General features: G+C 60.6%; 18 protein-coding genes and 1 pseudogene. 8 read left to right on the top strand and 11 right to left on the bottom strand.

The features are described from left to right. Positions 1-8: 8 nt before the first annotated feature. The 3 genes from IFT75_RS14700 to IFT75_RS14690 all read left to right on the top strand — a co-directional run bounded on the left by IFT75_RS14700 (position 9) and on the right by IFT75_RS14690 (position 4,081). Complete coding sequence (locus tag IFT75_RS14700) at positions 9-860, top strand: LysR family transcriptional regulator (protein WP_185793187.1); 852 nt, start codon at positions 9-11, stop codon at positions 858-860. Between the two features lie 110 nt (positions 861-970). Next, complete coding sequence (locus tag IFT75_RS14695) at positions 971-1,966, top strand: aldo/keto reductase (RefSeq protein ID WP_185793188.1); 996 nt, start codon at positions 971-973, stop codon at positions 1,964-1,966. Between the two features lie 39 nt (positions 1,967-2,005). Then, a complete protein-coding gene (locus IFT75_RS14690; protein ID WP_244646811.1) occupies positions 2,006-4,081 on the top strand; it encodes a hybrid sensor histidine kinase/response regulator in 2,076 nt (691 codons plus the stop codon). 9 nt (positions 4,082-4,090) lie between these two features. Here the strand turns inward: IFT75_RS14690 and IFT75_RS14685 are convergent, their stop codons facing one another. Genes IFT75_RS14685 through IFT75_RS14675 form a run of 3 tightly spaced genes read right to left on the bottom strand, consistent with a single transcriptional unit; the run spans position 4,091 to position 7,103 of the window. Next, positions 4,091-5,089: a lysylphosphatidylglycerol synthase domain-containing protein gene (locus IFT75_RS14685; RefSeq protein ID WP_185793189.1), complete on the bottom strand. Its 999-nt coding sequence runs from the start codon at positions 5,087-5,089 to the stop codon at positions 4,091-4,093. Further along, a complete protein-coding gene (gene clsB / locus IFT75_RS14680) occupies positions 5,086-6,324 on the bottom strand; it encodes a cardiolipin synthase ClsB (protein WP_192055350.1) in 1,239 nt (412 codons plus the stop codon). Before clsB ends, IFT75_RS14685 begins: the two co-directional genes overlap by 4 nt. Then, on the bottom strand, positions 6,321-7,103 hold the full coding sequence (locus IFT75_RS14675) for an endonuclease/exonuclease/phosphatase family protein (RefSeq protein ID WP_122477706.1): 783 nt from the start codon (positions 7,101-7,103) through the stop codon (positions 6,321-6,323). Before IFT75_RS14675 ends, clsB begins: the two co-directional genes overlap by 4 nt. 346 nt (positions 7,104-7,449) lie before the next feature. Here IFT75_RS14675 and IFT75_RS14670 point away from each other — a divergent pair, with 346 nt between their 5' ends. Then, positions 7,450-7,767 (top strand): helix-turn-helix domain-containing protein, encoded by a 318-nt coding sequence (locus IFT75_RS14670; RefSeq protein WP_122477707.1) that lies wholly within the window; start codon positions 7,450-7,452, stop codon positions 7,765-7,767. Continuing rightward, positions 7,760-9,031, top strand: coding sequence for a type II toxin-antitoxin system HipA family toxin (locus tag IFT75_RS14665; protein ID WP_192055348.1), 1,272 nt, complete (start codon positions 7,760-7,762; stop codon positions 9,029-9,031). Before IFT75_RS14670 ends, IFT75_RS14665 begins: the two co-directional genes overlap by 8 nt. A gap of 1 nt (position 9,032) precedes the next feature. On the opposite strand, the gene IFT75_RS14660 is transcribed toward IFT75_RS14665, so the two are convergent. From IFT75_RS14660 to IFT75_RS14650, 3 genes are all read right to left on the bottom strand, one after another. Continuing rightward, positions 9,033-9,458 carry a VOC family protein gene (locus IFT75_RS14660; RefSeq protein ID WP_122477711.1) on the bottom strand — a complete coding sequence of 142 codons (426 nt, stop codon included), beginning with the start codon at positions 9,456-9,458 and terminating at the stop codon, positions 9,033-9,035. A gap of 122 nt (positions 9,459-9,580) precedes the next feature. After that, positions 9,581-10,444: a LysR family transcriptional regulator gene (locus tag IFT75_RS14655; protein ID WP_192055346.1), complete on the bottom strand. Its 864-nt coding sequence runs from the start codon at positions 10,442-10,444 to the stop codon at positions 9,581-9,583. A 194-nt stretch (positions 10,445-10,638) separates the two neighbouring features. Next, positions 10,639-11,607, bottom strand: coding sequence for an AraC family transcriptional regulator (locus tag IFT75_RS14650; RefSeq protein ID WP_192055344.1), 969 nt, complete (start codon positions 11,605-11,607; stop codon positions 10,639-10,641). A 102-nt stretch (positions 11,608-11,709) separates the two neighbouring features. On the opposite strand from IFT75_RS14650, the gene IFT75_RS14645 reads away from it, so the two are divergent. Continuing rightward, positions 11,710-12,960 (top strand): MFS transporter, encoded by a 1,251-nt coding sequence (locus tag IFT75_RS14645; protein ID WP_192055342.1) that lies wholly within the window; start codon positions 11,710-11,712, stop codon positions 12,958-12,960. A gap of 6 nt (positions 12,961-12,966) precedes the next feature. On the opposite strand, the gene IFT75_RS14640 is transcribed toward IFT75_RS14645, so the two are convergent. Both IFT75_RS14640 and IFT75_RS14635 read right to left on the bottom strand, forming a co-directional pair. Then, positions 12,967-13,335, bottom strand: a complete 369-nt coding sequence (locus tag IFT75_RS14640) for a type II toxin-antitoxin system RelE/ParE family toxin (protein WP_192055340.1) — start codon at positions 13,333-13,335, stop codon at positions 12,967-12,969. Positions 13,336-13,337: 2 nt separating this feature from the next. Beyond that, a complete protein-coding gene (locus tag IFT75_RS14635; protein WP_192055630.1) occupies positions 13,338-13,628 on the bottom strand; it encodes a type II toxin-antitoxin system ParD family antitoxin in 291 nt (96 codons plus the stop codon). Between the two features lie 677 nt (positions 13,629-14,305). On the opposite strand from IFT75_RS14635, the gene IFT75_RS14630 reads away from it, so the two are divergent. Both IFT75_RS14630 and IFT75_RS14625 read left to right on the top strand, forming a co-directional pair. Then, entirely contained in the window at positions 14,306-14,554 is a 249-nt protein-coding gene (locus IFT75_RS14630) for a hypothetical protein (protein WP_020300912.1), read from the top strand. After that, positions 14,551-15,285 (top strand): zeta toxin family protein, encoded by a 735-nt coding sequence (locus IFT75_RS14625; protein ID WP_192055339.1) that lies wholly within the window; start codon positions 14,551-14,553, stop codon positions 15,283-15,285. Before IFT75_RS14630 ends, IFT75_RS14625 begins: the two co-directional genes overlap by 4 nt. Positions 15,286-15,323: 38 nt before the next feature. On the opposite strand, the pseudogene IFT75_RS14620 reads toward IFT75_RS14625, so the two are convergent. The 3 genes and pseudogenes from IFT75_RS14620 to IFT75_RS14610 all read right to left on the bottom strand — a co-directional run. Next, positions 15,324-16,155 (bottom strand): annotated as a pseudogene (locus IFT75_RS14620) (hypothetical protein); the annotation flags it as partial. Positions 16,156-16,435: 280 nt separating this feature from the next. Then, the gene (locus IFT75_RS14615) at positions 16,436-16,825 is read right to left on the bottom strand and encodes an SDR family NAD(P)-dependent oxidoreductase (protein WP_244652758.1); all 390 of its coding nucleotides are present in this window, start codon (positions 16,823-16,825) and stop codon (positions 16,436-16,438) included. A gap of 195 nt (positions 16,826-17,020) precedes the next feature. Then, positions 17,021-17,935 carry a LysR family transcriptional regulator gene (locus tag IFT75_RS14610; RefSeq protein ID WP_122477722.1) on the bottom strand — a complete coding sequence of 305 codons (915 nt, stop codon included), beginning with the start codon at positions 17,933-17,935 and terminating at the stop codon, positions 17,021-17,023. Between the last annotated feature and the right edge of the window lie 163 nt (positions 17,936-18,098).

The following is an 18,098-nucleotide window of genomic DNA, read 5'->3' as shown; positions in this document are numbered from 1 at the left end:
AGGTATCCATGTTCGATTGGGAAGATCTGAGGCACTTTGCGGCCTTCGTGCGGGCGGGCTCGTTGACGGCGGCGGCCAGGGCGCTGGCGGTGGACCATGCCACCGTGGCGCGGCGCATTGCGTCACTGGAAACCGCGCTCAACCTCAAGCTGGTCGATCGCCGCTCGCGTGCCTACGTGCTGACCCACCAAGGGTTACGGATTGCCGAGTTCGCCGAGCAGATGAGCACCTCTTCGTTCGCTCTCGAGCATTACGCGGGCGCCGATCAGCCGGACGTGCAGGGCGAAGTGGTGCTGTCGGCACCGCCCGTATTGCTGGGCAGCCTGATTGCGCCCCACGCCGGTACCCTGCTGGCGCAGCATCCGGCGTTGTCGCTGCGCCTGGTGGGCACCAAATCGCGCACCTCGCTGGCGCGCCGGGAGGCAGACGTCGCCGTCAGCCTGGCCCGGCCGCTGGAGTCGACATTGGTGGCGAGTCTGCTCGGGCACCTGGACTATGCGCTGTACGCCAGCCCTGCCTACCTGGCGCAGGCAGCGAAGCCGCGCTTCATTGGCTACGACGCTTCGCAGGCCAAATCCCTTCAGCATCGCTGGCTGGTCGAGCAGGCCGAGGACGGCGAATTCGTGCTGTGCAGCAATGACCTGCGCGTGCAGGCACTGGCCGCCGCCGGCGCCGCGGGTATCGTCTGCCTGCCGGCGTTCATTGCCGCCGAACATGGCCTGCAACGGGTCGACCCTGAAGCGGCCACCTTGAACATCGAGGTCTGGATGGCGTTCCACGAAGACGTGCGCGCCACGCCACGCATCCAGGCGGTCAGCGAATTCGTGCGGCATTGCATGGCAGTGCTGCCACGCTTGTGAATTTCTGCATAGCTCAGGTGCGACGCCTGGGGGTTATATCCGATAGGAGTGGGCGCTAAGGTAAAGGCATCGGACCGGCATGTCGCGCGGTCCTCCGCAGGAGCCTCTCCATGAACTACGTCAAGCTGGGCAACACCGGCCTGGACATCTCCCGCCTGTGTCTGGGCTGCATGACCTTCGGCGAGCCCGATGCCGGCACCCACCCCTGGACCTTGGGCGAGGATGCCAGTCGGCCGATCATCAAGCATGCGGTGGAGCAGGGCATCAACTTCTTCGACACGGCCAACAGTTACTCGGCCGGCACTTCCGAAGTCATCGTCGGCAAATTGCTCAAGGAGTTCACCCGTCGCGAGGAAACCGTGATCGCCACCAAGGTGTTCTTTCCGGCCAACATGTGGGAAGGCTCGAAAAAGCCCAATGAGCAGGGCCTGTCGCGCAAGGCGATCATGGCCAGCATCGATGCCAGCCTGCAGCGGCTGGGCACCGACTACGTCGATCTTTATCAGATCCATCGCTGGGACTATCACACGCCCATCGAAGAAACCATGGAAGCCCTGCACGACGTGGTGAAAGCGGGCAAGGCGCGCTACATCGGGGCCTCGTCGATGTACGCCTGGCAGTTCGCCAAGGCCCAACAGGTCGCGGCCAGCCACGGTTGGAGCCGGTTCGTCTCGATGCAGAACTACCTCAACCTCATCTATCGCGAAGAAGAGCGCGAAATGATTCCCCTGTGCCTGGATCAGGGCGTCGGCCTGATGCCCTGGAGCCCGATGGCCCGCGGCCGGCTGACGCGCCCGCACGGCGTGCAGACCGAACGCACCCGCACCGACATTTCCGGGCAGTCGTTCTATGCTGCCACCGAGGTCGAGGATGGCAAGGTGATCGACGTGGTCGAGCAGATCGCCAAGGAACGCGGCGTGCCCATGGCGCAGGTGGCGCTGGCGTGGGTGTTGAACAAGCGCGGCGTGTCGGCGCCCATCGTCGGTGCTTCCAAGGCCGTGCAGTTGGACGATGCCCTGGCTGCACTGCAACTGTCGTTGAGCGAAGAGGAAACGGCGCGCCTCGAAGGCCCCTACGTGCCACACGTGGTGACCGGTTTTGCCTGACAGCGCTGGGCGCAGGTGGGTCGCCGAAGAATCGCGCGGATGCTATCGTTGCTGGGCGATCCACTGCCCGAGTTGAACATGACCCACCCGTTTCCCTTTTCCCGAGAGGGCATGAGCGAGAAAGTACGCTGCCACGACTGGGCCGGGACGCCGCTGGGGCCGATCCACAGTTGGCCTGCCGTGTTGCGCATTGCCGTCGATATGCTGCTGGCATCGCGGTTCCCCGGCTGCCTTGCCTGGGGAGCCGAGCGCATCATGTTCTACAACGATGCGTTCAAACCTCTGCTGCAAGGCAAGCCACAAGCACTGGGCTTGCCGCTCAGCACTGTCTGGAGCGAGGTCTGGGACGACATCGAGCCGATCGTGACGCGCGCCTTCGAGGGCGAAGCGACCTTCATCGAGGACTTCCCGCTGGTCATCCAGCGCAACGGCAGAGCCGAGCAGGCGTATTTCACGTTCTGCTACAGCCCGGTACGCGACGAACATGGCACCATCGTGGGCATGCTCGACACGGTCATCGAAACCACTGCAACATTGCAGGCCAGGGACAAGGCCGAGCAGGCAGCCGAAGGCTTCGAGCGTGAAGCCATGGCGCGCACGGCCGAACGCAACCGCTTCTGGGACCTTTCATCCGACATCATGTTGGTGGCCAGCCGCAGGCTCGAAATCACAGCCATCAATCCGGCCTGGTCGCGGGTGCTGGGCTGGAGCGCCGAGGACCTGGTTGGCCGGCACGCCATCGACCTGATCCACCCCGACGATCATGAAGCGGTAGCGGTCGCGATGGTGCCGCTGTATCGCGGCGAACGCCTGCATGACATGACCTGCCGCCTGCGCCACCGCGACGGCAGCTACCGTTGGATCGCCTGGGCAGCGGTGCCTGCCGAAGACTCGTTCCACTCCGTAGGCCGCGACGTGACCGAAGAGCGCGAGCGTGCGCTGCTGCTGCAGCAGGTCGAAGAGCAACTGCGCCACAGCCTCAAGATGGAAGCGGTCGGGCAGTTGACCGGCGGGCTTGCCCACGACTTCAACAACCTGCTGACCGGCATCAGTGCCAGCCTGGAACTGCTGCGTCAACGTGTCGAGCAGGGCCGCATCGGCGAGCTCAAACGTTACATCGACGCTGCACAGGGGGCCTCGGCCCGGGCCGCCACCCTGACTCATCGGCTGCTGGCGTTCTCGCGTCGTCAAACCCTGGCACCACGGGCTGTCGAGCCCAAGGCCCTGATCGCCGACCTCGAAGACCTGGTACGCCAGACGCTGGGCCCGAGCATCGAGTTCAGTGCCCAGAGTGACGACGATGTCTGGTGGGTGCGCGTGGACGCCAACCAGTTGGAAAGCGCGCTGCTCAACCTCTGCATCAACGCCCGTGATGCAATGCCGGGGGGCGGCAGCCTGTGGTTGCGCGCGCGCAATCACCATCAGTTCGCCCGAGCCCGCACCGAGAACGATCTGCAGCCGGGCCAGTACGTGTGCCTGAGTGTGACCGACAGCGGCACCGGCATGGATCCGCAGACCATCGCACGGGTATTCGATCCGTTCTTCACCACCAAGCCATTGGGTCAGGGCACCGGCCTGGGCCTGTCGATGGTGTACGGCTTCGTACGCCAGTCGGGCGGGCAGATTCGCGTCGATTCCTCACTGGGGCAGGGCACCGCAATGCACCTGTTCCTGCCGCGACACACCGGCGAGATCGGTGCGACGCTGCCGGTACTGACCGGAGCCCTGATAGACACCGAAGCCACCGGTGAAACCATCGTTTTGATCGACGACGAAGGAACGTTGCGGCAGATGGTGGGCGAGGCGTTGCGGGAGAAGGGCTATCGAGTGCTGGAAGCGGCCAATGGCGTAGAGGGCCTGTCACTGGTGCAAGGCGGCCTGAAGGCCGACCTGTTGATCACCGATATCGGCTTGCCGGGTGGGCTCGATGGTCGTCAGGTGGCGGATGCTGCCTGGGCGATGGAGCCGGGTCTGAAGGTACTGTTCATTACCGGCTATGTGGATCAGACCGCAGCCATGGACGAGTTGCCCGAAGCTGTTGCTCATGTGCTGACCAAGCCGTTCAGCCTGGACCACCTGACCCACACCGTGCGCTCGATGTTGGTCAGGCGTTAGCTCATACCGCTATCCGGCGCCGCTGCTGGCGCCCGATTCGCGGTCTTTCTCGATGGTTCGGGTGCGTTTCTCCAGCACCAGGTACACCACGCAGGCAATCGCCAGCGGCAGCAGGAAATACAGCGCCCGGTAGGCGATCAATGCGGCCAGCAGCGCACCTTTGGAGTATTGCCCTTGCAGCAGGGTGATGAAGATGGTCTCCAGCACACCCAGGCCGGCTGGGATATGGGTGATCACACCGGCAATGCTGCTGATCAGCAGGATCGCCAGAATGGTCGGGTAGCCGACTTTCTCGGGCAGCAGCGACCACACCAGCAAGCCCATCAGGCTCCAGTTCAACGCTCCCAGACAAGCTTGGGTCAGCGCCATCTTGAACGACGGCAGGAGGATCTCCTGCTTGCGTATCGTCCAGGTGCGTTTCTTCGAGAAGCGGCAGGCCGCCAGGTACGCCAGGCCAAGCAGGATGATCACCACGCCGATGATCTGCAGCCCGGTACTGCCGATCTTGAAACCTTCGGGAAGCGCCGGCAGGCCCATGGCGAACAGTGTACCGGCCACGAACAGGTAGCCCAGCCAGTTGGTGATCAGACACAGGCTGAGAATCTTGGTAATGGCCGGCACATCCAGACCCAGCTTGGAGTACAGGCGATAACGCAGGGCAATCCCACCGACCCACGAGCCCAGGTTGAGGTTGAACGCATAGCACACGAAGGCCAATGGCAGTACCTGCCGACTGGGCACTTCGTGGCCGATATAACGCTTGGCCAGCAAGTCATAGCTGGCGAACGTCAGGTAGCTGGCTGCGACGATGCCGGCACCGATCAACAAGGTACTCATCTTGTAGGAGCTCAGCGCATGCTTGACCTCCTGCCAGTCGAGGTTTTTCACCAGCATGAACACCAGCACCGGGACCAGGATGAAGCACAGCACGGTCATGATGCGCTTGGCCCATACCCACTTGCTGGATTTCGGCGAGGCCTTCGGCGCGCTCTGCGATGAAGTCGTCATACCGTCTCCTTGTGATCCAGCGACGGCGCCTGGCAATGCTGCGGTTCGACATCGATCAACGGCACCAGCTTGGGCGAGTGCGCTGGAATGAACCCCACCATGGCCGGAAAGTGGCGCAGGAAGTGGAAGGTGAGGAAGATGATCGGCGCGCGCCACCAGTACCCACGCAGAACCCGTTGCAGGCTGATCGACTTGCAGGTGCTTTCGGCCAGTTCCTGCAGGTGATCGTGCAGCCGCTGGTTGAAACGGCGGTCGTTGATGATCAGGTTGCCTTCCAGGTTGAGCGACAGGCTCAGCGGATCGAGGTTGCTGGAACCAACGGTCGACCATTCCCGGTCCACCACCGCGACCTTGCCATGCAGCGGACGCTGGCAGTACTCGCGGATGACCACGCCGTCACGCAGCAGATAGTTGTAGAGCAGGCGCGAGCACAGGCGCACCAGCGGCATGTCGGGCATGCCCTGCAGAATCAGGGTCACGTGGACACCGCGGCGGGCCGCGTTGCGCAGTTCGCGCAGAAAACGGTAGCCGGGGAAGAAGTAGGCGTTGGCGATGATGATCCGTTCACGCGCACCACGAATCGCCTTGAGGTAATGGTCCTCGATATCGGTGGTGTGCTCGTTATTGTCGCGAATGGTCAGCAGCAGCCGCGCGCTGGCGCTGTCGGCATCGGGCGACGGGCTGCGCGAGCGCCATGGCGCACGATCGCGCACGACCTTGCTGGTGCGGTCGAGCAGTGCCAGGGTGGCTCGGTGCAGGTCGGCCACGATGGGGCCTCGTACACGCACGGCATAGTCCTGCTTGGCCATTGGGTCGCCGGAGTCGGCCAAGTGGTCGGAACTGTAGTTGATGCCACCGACGAAACCGATTTCGCCGTCGATGACCGCAATCTTGCGGTGCAGCCGACGAAACAGGTTGGTGCGTACGCCCATTACCCGCGGCTGCGGGTCGAAGGCCAGCAGTTTCACGCCCGCATCGGACAGCTCGCGCAGGAACTGCGTGCTCAGCTCCGCCGTGCCGTAACCGTCCACCAGCACTTCCACACGCACACCGCGTTGCGCCGCTTCGATCAGCACCCGCTGCAAATCCTTGCCTACTTCATCTTCATAGATGATGAAGGTTTCGATCAACACTTCCTCTCGAGCCTGGCCGATAGCCTCGAACACCGCCGGGAAGAACTCCTCGCCGTTGATCAGCAACTGGATTTCATTGTTGTCACGCCATTGCTCGCTCATAGGCGAACCTCCACTGCGAGGGGCACATGATCGGAAAGATGGGACCAGGGTTTGCGCGACAGCACCTTGGGCAGGTGGGCTGTCGCGTTGCGAATGTAGATGCGGTCGAGCCTGAGCAGCGGCAGCCGGGCCGGGAACGTCTTCGCCGCGCTGCCGAAGGCTTCGACGAACACTTCGGTCATGTGGCAGCTCGCCAGGGCTTCGTCGGCACGCACGCGCCAGTCGTTGAAGTCGCCGGCGACGATGACGGCAGCTTTTGGATCAAGGCTGTCGAGCAACTGGCAGAGCAACTTCAGTTGCTGCTGGCGCTGGCCTTCGCGCAGCCCCAGGTGCACGCAGATGGTGTGCACTTCTCCATGCCCCGGTACGGCCAGCACCGAATGCAGCAGGCCACGCTCTTCGGTGCCATTGACGCTGACATCGAGGTTTTCGTGGCGCACGATCGGAAACTTGGACAGCAGCGCGTTGCCATGGTCGCCGTCCGGGTACACCGCGTTGCGGCCGTAGGCGTACACAGGCCACATGCTGTCGGCGAGAAATTCGTATTGGGGAACGTCCGACCAGTTGTCGTAGCGCTGGCCATGGGAGCGATGCATCCCGAGCACTTCCTGCAGGAACACCACGTCGGCGCCCAGCGTGCGTACAGCCTCGCGCAACTCGGGGAGCACGAAGCGCCGGTTCAGCGGGCTGAAGCCCTTGTGGGTATTGACCGTCAGAACATGCAGGGAGGTTACCGCCACAGCGTCCTGGGGTAACGGCTGAGGATTGGGGGTGGTCATTCTGAAGCTCCTGAGGGGACGACAGGGGCACTTTGGCCCCTATGGTCCGACTCGGAAGCGATTGTGAAGGTTCAACGGTGCCATCATTGGAGACCAGGCCCATGTCGAAGCGACCTGATGCTGTAGAAAATGCGTTTCACAGACGTGCTCAGGTCCGCTCAGGGTGCTGGTGCGAGGCGAGGTCATGTGGACTGTATGTGACCTGAAAAATCATAAATCCAATAAGTTGTGGCATAAGTCGATAAAATTGCTATAATCAACAGCATAAGGGATTTAAATTTTACCTTGGATGCATGCCCATCCTATAATGTGGGTCACTACGCCAGACAGTCCCCGAGGTTTCGCAATGTTGGATTTATATTTCAACAAGCCAGCCGAGATCGCCAAGCGCCTTTGCGGGCGCTTGCGCACCGAGCGGCTGGCACTGAACATGACCCAGGCCGATCTGGCGGCCCGCGCCGGCATAGGCACCAACACCGTTTCCAACCTTGAAGCCGGACGCAATGTCGGGTTCGAGAACCTGGTCAGGGTGGCGATGGCATTGGGTCGAGCCCAAGAGCTCGATGGCTTGTTCATGCCCAGGCTGGAAAGCATCGATGACATCCAGCGCTATGAAAACAGTGCCAAACGTCTTCGCTCTAAAAGGAAGACTGGCAATGCCTAAGCAGGTGAACGTTTTTTACGAGGGCTGGGGCGAGCGATGGCAGTGGGGCACGCTGGTGTCTACCACTGCCCTGACGGGTCGTCCGGTGATCGTGTTCGAGTACAGCAATGAAGCCAGGGAAAAGGGCTTTGAGCTGTCGTCTTACAGGCTGCCGTTGAAAGGTGCTCGATTGCGACGGGATTTTCCAGACCACCAATGGCATCTGCCAGGACCCGTCTACGACGCGTTACCAGACGGCTGGGGCATGTTGCTGATGGATCGCATGTTCAGGCGTCGTGGGCTCGGCACGGCGCGAATCGGTACGCTGCAACGGCTGGCCTACATCGGTAGCAATGCGATGGGCGCCATGACGTTCGAGCCGGTGGTACCCGAGGGGCAGGAGTCCGATGTTCATATTCCTTTGGAACAACTTGCAACCGAAGTGCAGGAAGTGCTCCAGGGAGACGGCGGTGAGTTCTTGCAGACCCTGCTTCTGGTGGGCGGCTCGCCTCAGGGTGCGAGGCCCAAAGCGCTTGTTCATCGCGACCCGGCAACGGGCGGATTCACCACGGCGGTGATGCCGGGTTTCGAGGCCTGGCTGGTGAAGTTTCCAGCCAAGGACGAACATGCGGAGGTGTGCGCCATTGAAATGGTCTATGCCGAGTGCCTGCGCATGTGCGGGATCGAAACGCCCGAGACCCAGTACTTCGGTCTGCCGGGCGGGTTGGCTGCGTTTGCCAGCAAGCGTTTTGACCGCCGGGGTGGCCTGCGCATCCCGATGCAAAGCCTCGCAGCCTTTACCGGGGCCGACTATAGATCACCGGGCGTATTGGACTACGTCAACTTCCTGCGGGCGACGCATATGTGTACCAACGACGTGCGAGCGATGGCAACGGCGTTCGAGCGTGCGGTCTTCAATGTCGCGTTTAACAACCGGGACGATCACCCGAAGAACTTTGCCTACATCATGACGCGCGACGGTCAGTGGCGATTGTCGCCGGCCTACGACGTGACGTTCTGCGAAGGACCAGGCGGATACCACCAGATGGATGTGATGGGTGAGGCGCTGGCGATTTCACGTACGCAAATGCTGCGGCTTGCCGAGGAAGCAGAGCTCGCCCCGGCTGCCGCAAGCAAAATGATCGAGGGTATTTGTGATGTGGCCAGCCGGTTCGCGACTATTGCTCAGGACCTGTATCCGCAGCTCATTACTCAAGACACCTTGCGCATGATCCAGAACCGTATTGATGAGAACGTTGCTCGGCTGCGAGCAACAGTCAGCTGAATCACTTGGCAAACAGCTGGCTCATGTCCTTGAAGGCCTTGAACTCCAGCGCATTGCCACAGGGGTCGAACAGGAACATGGTGGCCTGCTCGCCAACCTGGCCCTGGAAGCGGATGTAGGGTTCGATCACGAACTCGGTTCCGCGCGCCCTCAAGCGCTCTGCCAGGGCCTCCCACTGCGCCCATTCCAGAATGATGCCGAAGTGCGGGACCGGTACGTTGTGGCCGTCCACCGCGTTGCTGTGCACACTTTCCTGCGAAGCCGTCTTGGGGTGCTCATGGATGACCAATTGATGGCCGTAGAAATCGAAGTCTACCCACTGTGCGCTCGAGCGGCCTTCGGCAAGGCCGAACACCTCACCGTAGAAGTGACGGGTGGCGGCCAGGTCGTACACGGGGATTGCAAGGTGGAAGGGCGAAAGGCTCACGGTGATTTCCTTTGGACTGGTTTTGATTTTTATCAATTCTTATCCGGAAATACCCCGAGTAAAAGCGCAAATCTTGGGTTCCGAGCTCCAATTATTCTGATGAATCAAGCGTTCGTTAAGCTTTATACCGCCTGCAGAACGCAGTCTCGAAACAGATTGAACAGCGGCGAATGCTTCTGTCGGTACTTGGCTAACAGCACGATTTCTCTGAAAAACGTCAGCTCACGCAGCTCCAGCACTCTCACGTTCTCCGAATGTTCGAGCCACAGGCCCGCTTTGGGTACCAATGAAACACCCAGCCCACTGCGCACCATCTTTACAATTGCATCCAGCTCATCCAGTTCCAGGGTTTGGCGAACGTGGATCTTTTGCTCCTTGAGAAACTGGGTGACCAGGCGGCCGCCGAACGATCCGCGGTCATACCGCACGAAGGGCTGTTCTGCGAGAAGCTTGAGCGGATCTTCGCCTGCTACATCCTTGGCGGTGATCAGCACGAACGCCTCGCGCGCGATCACCTCGGCCTGCAGATCCTTGGGTAGCGAGAAGGGCGGCTTGATCATGATGGCCAGGTCCAGCTCACTGGCATCCACCTGACTGAGCAGGTTCAACGAAACACCCGGCACCAGGTGGGTTTCGATGAACGGCGCCTGTGATTTCAAGGTCACCAATGCCTGCGGCAGGATCCCGGTCTGAACCGTGCCGATGGCGCCGATGCGCAACGAGCCCTGGAAACCATTGGCACTGTCGGCCGCGCCCATTTGCTCGAACAGGCGCAGGATTTCTTCGGCCATTGGTATGGCGCGTTGGCCTGCCGAATTGAGGGTGGCGGAGCGGCCTGTGCGGTCGAACAGCTTGACGCCGAGTGTTTCCTCGAGACTTCTGATCTGCGCACTGACGGCTGACTGGGTCAGCCCGACCTGCTGGCCGGCGGCGGCGAACGTGCCTCGTTGGGCAACGCAGATGAAGGTCTTCAGTTCTCGGATCATGGGGTGCCTTGGTGTGTTGACGGATAGGTGCGCAATGACGGGATATCCAGAAACTGTCCGGATCCTCGAAAAGCACTTTGACTGTACTTCTGGTCGGCAATTACAGCCTGAAAAACACCCTGCTGCTCCCAGTTCCGCCCCTCTTTTTTACCAGGTATACGAGCGTTCGCGAGTGGCGATTTCGGTGGCTGCCACTACCTGCGTTCGGCTTGCCTCACCTTGCGGCTCAGCCCAGGCGTTTTGCCGGTAATGCGTTTGAATGCGCGGCTGAACGCGGCCTGGGAGGTGTATCCCAAGCGCTGCGCCACCTCTTCGATCGGCAGCCTGTCCAAGGTTAGCCACTGGCTTGCAAGGCGCATTCGCAGCTCGGTCACGTAGCGCAGCGGCGTCATGCCAACCGTCACCTGGAAGCGCTCCGCGAAGGCTGAACGCGAGGTATTGCAGTGCTCGGCCAACTGCGCGACGGTCCAGTCCCGACCCGGTTGTTGATGAAGCGCCAGCAGTGCACCGGCCAGGCGTGGGTCGCGCAAGGCCGCGACGAGCCCAGAGGCATTGCCGCAGGCGCACTCGACCCAGCCTCGAACGACCATGGCAGCTACCACGTCGGCCAACCGCGCAAGGATACCGGCGAAACCGATACGGGCAGCGCTGACCTCGCGCTCCATGGTGGCCAGAATCGGCACCAGCCCCGGGTAACGCTGGCCGCCGGCATCGATCAGCATCAGGCCCGGCATCAGCCGGCCAAGGCCATGGAGGCTGCCCAGTTCAAACTCCATGCAAGCGCTGAACAATATTGTGCTTGGCGTGGCGCTGGCATCGGTTCCGGTATCCACTTCGCTGACGGTGTCACCGAGCGGTGCGCTGTCCAGACGGTCGATGTCTTGAACAGGCGCGTGCGGATGAGAAAACAGCTGGTGGGCTGCGCCTTGGGAGATGAACACGGCATTGCCGGCAGATAGCGCGTAGGTGCTGCCGTCCCCCAGTTGCAGCACCGCATCGCCGACGGCGATGAAGTGGAACCAGGCGTGCCCGGACTTTTCCGCGAAACCCAAACCGAAGGTGGGGCCCGCCTGGATACGCCGGTACTCGACGCCACGCAATCGCATGCCGCGCAACAGTTCGTTGATGAGATCCGAGGAAAGAGCAAACTGATCTGCAGACATCGTTCAGGTGTTTCGGTCAAAAACCAGAGATTCCAGATCATAGATCATCCAGATCTCGGCGCCTAGACTTCCGCTCGTAATCAAGATTGGGAGATCTGAGCGATGACTGAAGGTGTATGCAACACCGTATCCGACCGCCATGGCGGTATCGATGCGGACGTAGAGCCTGCGACGCCGGCGTGGATGGCCGTCTTCTCGTTGGCGATGGGGGTGTTCGGATTGCTGACCGCCGAGTACCTTCCGGCCAGTTTGCTGACGCTGATGGCTACCGACCTGGGCGTATCCGAAGCGCTGGCTGGCCAGGCAGTAACAGTGACCGCAGTGGTGGCACTGTTCGCTGGCTTGCTGGTGCCAGGTCTGACCCGCAGCATCGACCGGCGCTGGGTATTGCTGGGTTTTTCTACCTTGATGGTCGCCTCCAATCTACTGGTCGCCGTGTCCTCCAGCTTCGCGGTGCTGTTGTCGATGCGCATTCTGTTGGGCGTCGCCCTGGGCGGGTTCTGGAGCATGGCAGCGGCGGTAGCGATGCGCCTGGTGCCGACTGCCTTGTTGCCCCGGGCGCTGTCGATCATTTTCAGCGGCATCGCTATCGGCACGGTCGTTGCGGTGCCGCTGGGCAGCTATCTGGGCGGGCTGTATGGCTGGCGCAGCGCGTTCTTTGCAGCGGCGGCGGTGGGCATGGTGACCCTGGCTTTCCAGTCGTTCACTTTGCCGCGCCTGGCGCCGCGGCGGCCGGCAAGACTGCGTACCATTTTCGAGGTGTTGCAGCGTCCGGGCATTGCCATGGGGATGTTCGGTTGCGTGCTGGTGCACAGCGGCCACTTCGCGATGTTCACCTATGTTCGGCCGTTCCTTGAAGGCACGACCGGCATCGGCGCTCAAGGGCTGTCGCTGATGCTGCTGGGCTTCGGTGCGGCGAACTTCGTCGGCACGCTGTTGGCCGGCAAGCTGCTGGAACGAAACCCGCTGGCCACCCTGGTGCTCATGCCCGCACTGGTCGGCCTTGCAGCACTGGCATTGGTGTCGTTGCCAGCCTCGGTGCCGGGGCAGGCGGTACTGCTGGCAATCTGGGGCTTGGCCTTCGGTGGTGTGCCGGTAGCGTGGTCGAACTGGGTCGCCAGCGCGGTCCCTGATCAGGCGGAAAGCGCCGGAGGCATGGTCGTGGCTTCCGTGCAATCAGCCATCGCCACCGGCGCCGCCGCTGGCGGTGCGATGTTCAGCCTTGGCGGCAGCTCAGGCGTATTCGTAGCGGCGGCTGTGGTGATGCTGCTGGCTGCGTTGCTGATTGCGTTGCGGGTGCGCGTTCCTTCTCGCCGCGGGGTTGGCCAGCGGGAGTCTGCGCTGCATCTGTGATTCTGATCAGTCGTCCAGCAAATGCAACTGCACTTCCATGGCGTCATGAAGGAGTCTGACGACCTCGATCACATGGTCGTTTGCCACACGATAGAACACGATATGGCGAGGGCTTTTCACCGTTCCGTGGGTTTGTTTGGCCTGCTGACGCGAATAGATGAGGTGATAGCTGCGAAGGCCCGGTGCAAGCTCATCGCGGTCGCGGTCGCGGTCGCGGCTGCCAATGCGATAAGGCGTGTCGGCAAGCGCTTGCAGCGCCGCGAGGATCAGCGCTTGGTAACGCTGGCGTGCTTGATCGCCGAACTGCGTCTGGGAGAGCCTGAGGATGTCGACAATGTCGGCGCGCGCCGCGTTGGAAATCCGATACTGCGGCATGCTCAGCGTTTCTCACGCGCGGGGAGGGTGGCCTCCAGGCTCAAGTCCTCGAGGTAGTGATCCAGATCCCCTTCGTTCACCTGAGTGAAGCGACCGTGCTCAAGGTCCATGATGCCGATCGAAGTCGCCTGACGCAGGGCCTCGATTTTGGCGGTGTCTTCGGCGACGCGCTGTTCCAATAGACGCAAACCTTCTCGCATCACTTCGCTAGCATTCTGATACCGGCCGGACTGCACCAGGTCCTGGATAACCTGTTCCTGGTGAGGGGTGAGCACAACGTTTCGCGTCGCCATCATGAGCTCCAGTTTTCGGTAAGAGGTTTCTTCTGCTATTGGCATATTATGCCATTTTTCTTGCGAACACATGGCTTGAGGTTTGGAACTGACGAGCTGCGACCTATGGAGTCACCCGTTGCTTCATGCGCACAACCTCAAAAAAGGGTGGCGTAGGGGGCAAGGGTGATACCTGTCATTGGCAGTAGGCTGATCCTACTCAATCCACAATTCTTCGTAGTGTTCCTGGCCAGGCCGGTACTTTCGATCGCCTGTTCAACCAGGACAGCATTACTCTCTGTACGTTGTCGTCGCTATCGCCAAGCAGGCCGAAAATATGCTTCAACAGCCCCATGTTCTTCTTGCAGAAGCTGCTGAACACTCGGTGGCCGAATGATCAAATAAACAGCCTGCCCGACGACACCTAAAGACTGTCCGGATCCTCAAGAAGCATTTTGACAGGGTTCTAGAACGGCAGCGCTTCCCTTATTTGGGCGCTGCACCAAGGGCGGCACTTGCTTCAAATGCCACCGGTCATGCATCGAACGTGAAAATCTCTTGAAAGGTATGGTTCCAGACGCCATTCCTCTAGAATGGAGGCTGGCAGAAGTAGCTTTCGCCCTGTCACAAACAGGTTCACGTAGCTAAGATTCTGATTAAGTGCAGATTCTGCACGCTCTGAGAACGTGGAGCGCGATATGAAAGCCAAACGAGTGTTGAGTGACGATCTGGTGAGTCGACTGGAGGATAAGATCCCGGTCATGGCTGAAGGCGCCATCAATACCGCCTATATCAACGCCCTGGCTGCCGGCCGCAGTGTGATGGAAGTCATGAACGGCATGCTTGTTGAAACGACTGCTGACGGTAAGCACAAAGTCATTCGGGTGGCCAAGCCCAAGCACAAAGTGACTCTGGGTGGCGTCATCAAGGTGCGCCGTTGCTCATGACTGTCCCTCGGTTGAGGGTCTTTGCTGGACCCAACGGCTCCGGCAAGAGCACGATGAAAAGTGCCATCCCTTCCCATCTGATCGGTATCTACATTAACCCGGATGAAATCGAGAAGGCTGCCAAAGACAGCGGTCGGCTGGAGTTCAGTGATTTTCAACTGGAAGTTGAGGGTGATGAGGTTCTCGGTTTCATTAGGGAGCATCGGCTGGTCGGGTCTGCCCGTCTCGATGAGGAGGCGACCAACATAGGCTTTAGCAGCAACGGCCTGAATTTCCAGACGGTCGCGATGAACTCCTATCTTGCCTCCGTGCTCTCTGACTTCATCCGGAACAAGCTCCTCGAAGACCAGCTGTCTTTCACCTTCGAAACGGTGATGTCTAGCGACGACAAAATCGCCTTTATGCTCAAGGCAAGAGAGTCTGGATACCGAACCTACCTGTACTTTGTGGCAACTGAAGACCCTGACATCAATATCAACAGGGTCAGGAACCGTGTCGCGGCAGGTGGGCACCCAGTTCCCACAGAAAAAATTGTACAGCGCTACGGCCGTTGCCTCAGCCTGCTGCCTGTGGCTATTGCTGCTTCGGACCGGGCCTACATCTTCGATAACTCCGGTGCCGATCTGGTGCTGTTGGCCGAAGTTACGGATGGGACGGACCTTGAGTTCAAGGTTGATGAGGTCCCTGACTGGTTCATGGATGCCTACGTTGAAAAGGTGTCTAACGGCTAGCTGCCGGATTGGCCAAAGCTGGGAGCGCCACACCTCCCTTATATGGGCTCTATTCCTCGTGCGCTATCGATCCGTTCAGCTACCCGATAAGCCGTTTCCAACTCCGAACAGCCATTCTCCTGCATCAGTGTCCAGCGTTCGGCTTTTTCCTCGGGCTCTGTCATGGCCAAGGCGAGGTAAAGACTGGGTGGCACGGCTCGAAACAGCGTCTCGAGCTTTTTCGACAGCACCACTCCCTCGGTGTATTTCCCCTGCTCTTTGCTGGCGTAGAGCAACAGGGCTTTCTGCGCAGGTGAAAGCTTCTTGAACCGTGCGATTTCTTCGATTTCCGCGGGCGGCATATTCAAACAAATCCACCATTCGATCATGTTGAGCATGGTCTGCGCAGCCGTGGGAAAATCAGCAAGGTTCTGCGTCGCCAGCCAGAACCAAGCGCCGAGCTTGCGCCACATCTTCGTCCCCTTGACCACGAACAGCGCCAGCAACGGGTTCTTGGTGATGATATGACCCTCGTCGGTGACCATGATGATCGGTCAGCCCAGGTACTGGTCGCGCTCGGCGAGGTTGTTCACGGGTTCATCAAGCTGATGTGGCTGATGGACATCTGTTCTGCGCCGCATCGAGAATGCACTCGCGGATCAAGCTGCGATCGGCTCGACTCAGGCGCGCCTCTTCTTCGGCCTCGCCGCCGGTGATCATCAGGCGGGCAGTGATTTCCAGTTCGCCGAGAACATCGCGCTGGTCTTCGTGACTGGTTACCACCTCATCGTCCAGCTCATCGATCGACAGACTCGCCACCTGATCCGGCTGCTCGACCAGGCGCCAAGCATCAGTGAACGGGGCGAGACTGACCGAGGCGCCAGGTTTCAAAGCCTTCGCCCTTGACCAACCCAGCGTCCATGCAACGATGCAGCACCTCGTTGAACAGCCAGCGAAAGAGATCGCTGCCCCGAGAGCCAGCGATACGCCAGGTTCAAATGGGCCTCTTGCCGCAGGCCAGATAGGGGAGCTACCTTTTCAACAGAATCGGCCAGCAGCGGACGTTGAAGTGCTAGCTCTGATGAGGCTGCAACTCAGCACTCACCGCCAGCACTCACTTGTCCACAGCGGGTGCCTTGCCCTTTTGCACAACCGGCATTGCGAGGCATGCTTAGAAAATCATCCCGCCTGCCACATCCAGCGTGCTGCCCGTCACCCAGGCGGAATCGTTGGAAACCGCGAACGCCACGGCACCGGCAATGTCTGCAGGTTTGCCGACACGACCCAGCGGCGTTTTGGCGATGAAAAACTCATCCATTCCTTGTGCGGATTCTGCATTACCTTCGGTGTGAACGAAGCCCGGCGCGATGCCTATCACGCGAATGCCACGGGGGCACAGTTCCATTGCCAGTGAGCGGGTCAGGGTGTTGACCGCGCCTTTGGTGGCGCAATACACATGGACTTGGGGGTAAGGGCTGTGGGCCATTCCTGAACTGATATTGACTATGGCTGAACCGGCTTCCATCACCCGGGCAGCTGCTTGCGTAGTTAACAAAGGCATCGCTGAGTTTTCGTCCGAAAACAACCCCATTACATGGGGGCATCGGTGGGGGCATCCTTTTTAAGGAAGCGAAATTTGCCCCCAATTATGCCCTCATAAGTCGTAGAATCCATTGGATTAGACAGGCGGCAGTGGACTAAAAATCTCAATAAGTAGTTGTTATAAAAGGACTTTATGGAATTCAGTGGAATTCCATTAAAGGCTATCGGGATCCCCAAAAAACATCTGTATCCGCGACCTCAACCACCGCTCCCCAGGATCATTATCCTGTGACCCCCGCCAAGCCAGGTGCAACTCGAACGAAGGCGTGTCCAGCGGCAGCGGCTCGGCGCGCACGCCGCCGGCAGCGGTGAGCGAATCGGCGGTGTAGTCGGGCACGGTGGCGACGATGTCGGTGCCGGCGAGCAGGGTGCTGAGGCCGTTGAACTGGGGCACGGCGAGCACCACGTGCCGTGTGCGGCCGTGCTTCTTCAACTCTTCGTCAATGAAGCCGCTCAGGTCGCCGGCGAACGACACCAGCGCATGGGGGCGGGCGCAGAACTCGTCGAGGGTCAGGTTGCCCGGCTTGGTGTCGGCGCGCAGCAGCATGGGGCGGTTGCGTCGCAGCACCTTGCGCTTGGCGTTGGCTGGCAGGTCATCGGTGTAGCTGACGCCGATGGAGATTTCCCCGGAGGCGAGCAGGGCGGGCATGAGAATGTAGTTGGCGCGACGGATCACCAGCACGATGCCTGGCGCTTCGGCGCGGATGCGCTTGAGCAGCATGGGTAGCAGGGCGAATTCGACGTCGTCGGACAAGCCGATGCGAAATACCGCGTTGCTGGTGGCCGGATCGAAGTCGGCGGCGCGGCTGACGGCGGTGGAGATGGAGTCCAGTGCCGGCGACAGCAGGGCGAAGATCTCCATGGCCCGCGCCGACGGTTCCATGCTGCGCCCGGTGCGCACGAACAGCGGGTCGTCGAACAGGCCGCGCAGGCGTGAAAGGGCGGCACTGATGGCCGGCTGTCCGAGAAAGAGCTTCTCGGCCGCGCGGGTGACGCTGCGTTCATGCATCAAGGTTTCGAACACGATCAACAGGTTCAGGTCGACGCGACGCAGGTCGTTACGGTTCATCTATGGGCCCGCTGGAACATGAAGAAGAGGTGCAGGCGTGAATCTTAAGGGCAAAGGCTGCTACCCTGCACCGGAAAATTTCGGTTTGCGTCATCCGCGTGCCTGCCCCGCAGAGCGGCCGCGGGGTCGAATCAATGGCAAGCATGTCGACTATTAACAGGCG

The organism is Pseudomonas sp. CFBP 8758 (genome assembly GCF_014841725.1).
GTDB classification, from domain to species: Bacteria; Pseudomonadota; Gammaproteobacteria; order Pseudomonadales; family Pseudomonadaceae; genus Aquipseudomonas; species Aquipseudomonas baltica.
The sequence above is the reverse complement of the archived record's forward strand: the minus strand, read 5'-3'. Positions and strand labels throughout refer to the sequence as shown.